The following is a 4,921-nucleotide window of genomic DNA, read 5'->3' on the forward strand; positions in this document are numbered from 1 at the left end:
GCAGATCCTGGAAGGAGAGAGACCGCATGGTCAACAGCGTGGTGATCGTCGGCGGCGGCACGGCGGGCTGGATGACGGCCACCTACCTGCGCGCCACCTTCGGCGACCGGTTGTCCGTCACCCTCGTGGAGTCGGCGGATGTGCCCACCGTCGGGGTGGGCGAGGCGACCTTCAGCACCGTCCGGCACTTCTTCGACTACCTCGGCCTGGCCGAGCAGGAGTGGATGCCCTCCTGCAACGCCTCCTACAAGCTGGCCATCCGCTTCGAGAACTGGCGCGGCCGGGGCGAGTACTTCTACCACCCCTTCGAACGGCTGCGGGTCGCGGACGGCTTCTCGCTCGCCGACTGGTGGCTGAAAGCCGGCGGGCGGGACGGACTGCGATTCGACGAGGCCTGCTACGTGCTGCCCGCGCTGTGCGAGGCCAGGCGCTCGCCCAAGCACCTCGACGGCGAGCTGTTCGAGCGCTCGCTGCACGACGGCGGTGACCGGCCGCGGCGCACGACGATGAGCCAGCAGGACACCCAGTTCCCCTACGCCTACCACTTCGACGCCGCCCGGCTCGCCAACTTCCTCGCCGACTTCGGGACCCGGCGCGGGGTGCGCCGGGTCCTGGACGACGTGGTGGAGGTGCGGCAGGACGAGCGCGGCTGGATCTCCCATCTGGTCACCCGCGAACACGGGGAGATCGGGGGAGACCTGTTCATCGACTGCACGGGCTTCCGCGGACTGCTGGTCAACCGGACGCTCGGCGAGGACTTCGTGTCCTTCCAGGACGTCCTGCCCAACGACCGCGCGGTGGCACTGCGGGTCCCGGTGGACGTCGAGCGCGAGGGCATGGCTCCCTACACCACGGCGTCGGCCCGCGACAGCGGCTGGATCTGGACCATCCCGCTGTTCGGAAGGATCGGCACCGGTTACGTCTACTCGTCGCAGTACTCCTCGCCCGAGGAGGCCGAGAGGGAACTGCGGCGGTTCGTCGGGCCCCGCGCGGAGGGACTGGAGGCCAACCACATCCGGATGCGGATCGGCCGCAACCGGCGCTCCTGGGTGAACAACTGCGTCGCCATCGGCCTGTCCAGCGGATTCGTCGAACCGCTGGAGTCCACCGGCATCTTCTTCATCCAGCACGGCATCGAGCAGCTGGTCAAGCACTTCCCCGGCGAGGACTGGGACCCGGCGCTGGCCGACGGCTACAACGACAGTGTCGCCCGCTGCCTGGAGGGCGTGCGCGAGTTCCTGACGCTCCACTACAGGGCCGCGGCCCGCGCCGACACCCCGTACTGGAAGGCCACCAAGGAGCGGAGGCTGCCCGAGGGGATGGCCGAGCGGCTGCGGAGCTGGGAGGCGCGGCTGCCCGACGACAGCTCCGTCTACCCGTACTACCACGGCTTCGAGTCCTACTCGTACGCCGTGATGCTGCTCGGTCTGGGGCACCGGCCGGCCCGCTCGCATCCGGCGCTGGACCTGCTGGACGACGCCCGGGCCCGCCGGCAGTTCCAGGAGGTGCGCCGGCAGGGCGAACGCCTGGCCGCCGAACTGCCCGGCCAGCACGAATACCTGGCGCGGCTGCACCGCTGAGGCCGACGGCGTGCGGGGCGGAGCCCGGGGCTGACCTGCCCCGGACTCCGCCCCGCAGGGCGTCGGCACCCGGCCCGTGAACCTCAGTGCTCGACGGTGACCTCCGCCAGCCGGGACCAGTCGGCGAAACGACGCTGCCCGTACAGCAGCGGCGGCCCGGGCCGGGCCACGACATCCTCGACCGCTCCGATGACGACGGTGTGGTCTCCGGCCGGATGCGTGTGCAGCACCCGGCACTCGGCCGTCGCATGGGCGTCGTCGGTCAGCCTGGGCACCAGGTGCCGTGCCGTCGGCTCCCACGCCACCTTGGAGAACCGGTCCGGGCCCGGGGCCGCGAACGTCTCGGCCGTACTCCGTCCTCCGGTGTGCAGCAGGTTCACGGCGAAGGCCCCGCTCTCACGGAGCGCCCGCAGCGTGCCACTGCGGTTGTCCAGGCACACCAGCAGACTCGGCGGGGTCAGGCCCACGCTGCACATCGACGTGCAGGTCAGTCCGCGCGGTGCCCCGTGCCGGTCCACGGAGGTCACGACCGCGACCCCGCTGGGGAAACCGCTCATCAGCGACCGGAAGGCGTCCGCGCCGACCTGCGGCGGACGGCCGCGTTCCCGGTCCGAGGGCCCGGAACGGTCGGTCCTGGTGCTCCGCATGGGAGGCCGCCTTTCGCAACTGGTGGTGGGCGTGAGCCGGTGAGGGGAGCCGGAGCGCTCTCCCGGTCCCCGCGCCACGCTAGGAGGCGGATGCGCCGCGGACGACCGCCGGACGGAGCGGGCGTGCAGGGCCCCCGGGCGGGGTACCCGGTCGGACCCCAGTGCCGTGCCACGCCGCTCGCACCGCCGGCACGTCAGTGCGCGGGCGCCGCGATGATCCCGGCCTGGACGGCGACCACCGCGGCCACCGTGCGGTTGGGGCAGTTGAGTTTGGCCAGCACGTTGGAGACATGACGCTTGGCGCCGTGCTCGGAGATGCCCAGCCGCCGGGCGATCTGTTTGTTGCTCATTCCGTGGACCAGCAGGGCGAGTGCCTCCTCCTCACGCGGCGTCAGCTGCGGTCCGCGGCTGTGGTGTTCCCCCGCCTTCGCCACCGAGAACAACTCCCTCACCAGGTCCGGTGGCACGGGTATCTCACCGCGTCCGACCTCCTGGACCGCATGGCGCAGCGTCTCGGTGCTCAGTCCGGACTCCTGGAGGAAACCGTCGGCGGCCAGTCCGCCGGCACGCCGGACGCTGTCGCGGTCGAGAGCGCTCAGCAGCAGCAGGACCTTGGCTCCGGCCTCGTGGGCTGCCCGCACCAGTTCCCGGAGCGTGGGGGTCTCCAGGGACGTGGGAAGCAGCACGATATCGGCCCTGCGGCGGGTGAGGACGCCGCCGAGCAGTGTGGAGGAAGAGGCGACGCGCACCGAGCCGACGTCGGTCATCTGGCCCAGCAGGGTCTCCAGGCCGCGCCGGATGACTTCGTCCTCGTGCAGGACCGCCACATCGAGAAGGTGCGGGGAATGTAGGGGATCTCTCAACTCGATGACATCGTGGTGATGGAGCGCCTGTTCCTTCATCGATCACCCTCCTCTGGTGTTAGATCGATAAAATGGGGGGACGGAAGCACGTCGCGCCAACCGTGCCACAGGCGGGGACGTTACAACTGATGTCCTATAGAAGGAAGATGTAACGCCGCTGACACCTTCGAGGAGAAGATTTCTGCAACAGGGTGGAGGAATTCGTCCGATGGAAGACGGTGCTCGGCATCACCGCGGACGGATCTCCCGTGAAACCCGTTCAACCCTCGCCAGACGGGACCGCGCCGTGCCCCCGGCGGTCCGGGCCAGCTGGGTGAGGAGTGTCTCCACCACCGCGAGGGTCGGTACCATGCTGTCGTACGGGGACGGTGCCTCCACACTCGAGGAGAGGACGACGTCCGCCGTCCCCGCGATCGGGGACAGCCGGCGGTCGGTGAACAGGACGATCCTTGCTCCCGCCGCACCCGCGTACCGGGCGACCTCCGCGGCGTCCTGCTCGTAACGCCGGTAGTCGAAGAGGACGAGCACGTCGCGCCGGCCGAAATCGGCCAGCAGGGTAGCCAGTTCCACGCCGTCCGTGGGCAGCAGTCTGGTCCCGGGCCGTAACTGCATCAGACGCAGCGCCAGGTAGTGGGCGAGCGGCCGGGTGAGCCGTCCGCCGCCCAGCGTCAGACGGTTCGACCGGTCGGAGAGCAGGTCGACGGCCGCCCGGAGCTCATCAGGGGGCAACGATGTCAGAGTGCTCCGCGTACCGGCCGACAGCACCTCCCCGGCGTGGTCCAGCAGCCGGTCCGTCTCCCGGCCCGCGGCCTCGCCGCCGCGGCCGGACCCGCCGGCGGCCGGGTCTCCGGCCGGGCGGGCCGGTAACCGCTTCGGCGGGGCGGCCTCCCGCTTGTGCAGTTCCCCACGCAGCGCACTGCGGAAGTCGGCGTAGCTCGCGAAGCCGAAGCGCCGTGCGAAGCGCACCACTGTGGGCGGACTCACCCCGGCGCGGGCGGCCAGCGCTGCGACCGTGGTCAGCCCAGCCTCCGGATAATCCGTCAGCAGCACCCTCGCCACCCGCCGTTCGGCACGGCTGAACCGGCCCAGTTCCTCGCGCAGTGTCCGGACCAGGGCCCGCCTCTCCTCGGCCATCCGCGATCACCCCTCCCTCGCGGCACCGTACCCGAACCGTGCGGGACGGCACCCGCGTACGCGGCGGCTCTCACCCCTCGGGGTGCCCGATGGGCCACCGTCGCCGGTGCCCCATCGGCCCCCCTGAAGGGGGCTGGGGCGGCTCGCACCGCTCACGCATGCTGCTGGCCAGGCCGCAACCTCTCAGCGGGGATGACCATGAAACTCAGGACGATGCTGAAGTCCAAGATCCACCGGGCCACCGTCACCCGGGCCGATCTGCACTACGTGGGATCGCTGACGATCGACGCCGATCTGATGCGGGCCGCGGACCTGCTGCCCGGCGAACTCGTACACGTCGTCGACATCGACAACGGCGCGCGTCTGGAGACGTATGTGATCGAGGGCCCCGGCGGGTCGGGGGTCATCGGCGTCAACGGCGCGGCTGCGCGACTCGTCCAGCCCGACGACCTGGTGATCATCATCGGATACGCGCAGCTCTCCGAGGAGGAACTCGCCGACCACGAGCCCCGGGTGGTCTTCGTCGACGGCAAGAACCAGATGATCGGGACCGGGCAGGACCCGTCCCGCGCCCTGCCCGGGGACGGCACGACGTCCGGGGGGACCGCGGCGGACGGCACCGACCGGACCTGACCGCCACGGCCATGCCCCGGAACGTGCTGTCGAGCCTCCGCAGCAGGAACAGGAGCCAGCGAGG

5 protein-coding genes are annotated in these 4,921 nt (G+C 70.9%); 2 read left to right on the forward strand and 3 right to left on the reverse strand.

The window, feature by feature from the left end; genetic code table 11:
• Positions 1–26: 26 nt before the first annotated feature.
• A complete protein-coding gene (locus tag ACGRHY_RS25835) occupies positions 27–1,580 on the forward strand; it encodes a tryptophan halogenase family protein (protein WP_394637704.1) in 1,554 nt (517 codons plus the stop codon).
• An 83-nt stretch (positions 1,581–1,663) separates the two neighbouring features.
• Here ACGRHY_RS25835 and ACGRHY_RS25840 read toward each other — a convergent pair whose 3' ends face one another.
• The 3 genes from ACGRHY_RS25840 to ACGRHY_RS25850 all read right to left on the reverse strand — a co-directional run bounded on the left by ACGRHY_RS25840 (position 1,664) and on the right by ACGRHY_RS25850 (position 4,224).
• Complete coding sequence (locus ACGRHY_RS25840; RefSeq protein WP_394637705.1) at positions 1,664–2,227, reverse strand: flavin reductase family protein; 564 nt, start codon at positions 2,225–2,227, stop codon at positions 1,664–1,666.
• Positions 2,228–2,421: 194 nt separating this feature from the next.
• Positions 2,422–3,129: a response regulator transcription factor gene (locus ACGRHY_RS25845; RefSeq protein WP_394637706.1), complete on the reverse strand. Its 708-nt coding sequence runs from the start codon at positions 3,127–3,129 to the stop codon at positions 2,422–2,424.
• A 189-nt stretch (positions 3,130–3,318) separates the two neighbouring features.
• A complete protein-coding gene (locus ACGRHY_RS25850; protein ID WP_394637707.1) occupies positions 3,319–4,224 on the reverse strand; it encodes a MurR/RpiR family transcriptional regulator in 906 nt (301 codons plus the stop codon).
• Positions 4,225–4,422: 198 nt separating this feature from the next.
• On the opposite strand from ACGRHY_RS25850, the gene panD reads away from it, so the two are divergent.
• Complete coding sequence (gene panD / locus ACGRHY_RS25855) at positions 4,423–4,857, forward strand: aspartate 1-decarboxylase (protein ID WP_394637708.1); 435 nt, start codon at positions 4,423–4,425, stop codon at positions 4,855–4,857.
• The last annotated feature ends 64 nt before the right edge of the window (positions 4,858–4,921 follow it).

The organism is Streptomyces shinuiensis, from assembly GCF_043660855.1.
Taxonomy (GTDB): Bacteria; Actinomycetota; Actinomycetes; order Streptomycetales; family Streptomycetaceae; genus Streptomyces.

Bases quoted from the DNA above. Each gene is read 5' to 3' on its own strand.
- ACGRHY_RS25835 (WP_394637704.1), top strand. From the start codon at position 27: ATGGTCAACAGCGTGGTGATCGTCGGCGGCGGCACGGCGGGCTGGATG.
- ACGRHY_RS25840 (WP_394637705.1), bottom strand. From the start codon at position 2,227: ATGCGGAGCACCAGGACCGACCGTTCCGGGCCCTCGGACCGGGAACGC.
- ACGRHY_RS25845 (WP_394637706.1), bottom strand. From the start codon at position 3,129: ATGAAGGAACAGGCGCTCCATCACCACGATGTCATCGAGTTGAGAGAT.
- ACGRHY_RS25850 (WP_394637707.1), bottom strand. From the start codon at position 4,224: ATGGCCGAGGAGAGGCGGGCCCTGGTCCGGACACTGCGCGAGGAACTG.
- panD (WP_394637708.1), top strand. From the start codon at position 4,423: ATGAAACTCAGGACGATGCTGAAGTCCAAGATCCACCGGGCCACCGTC.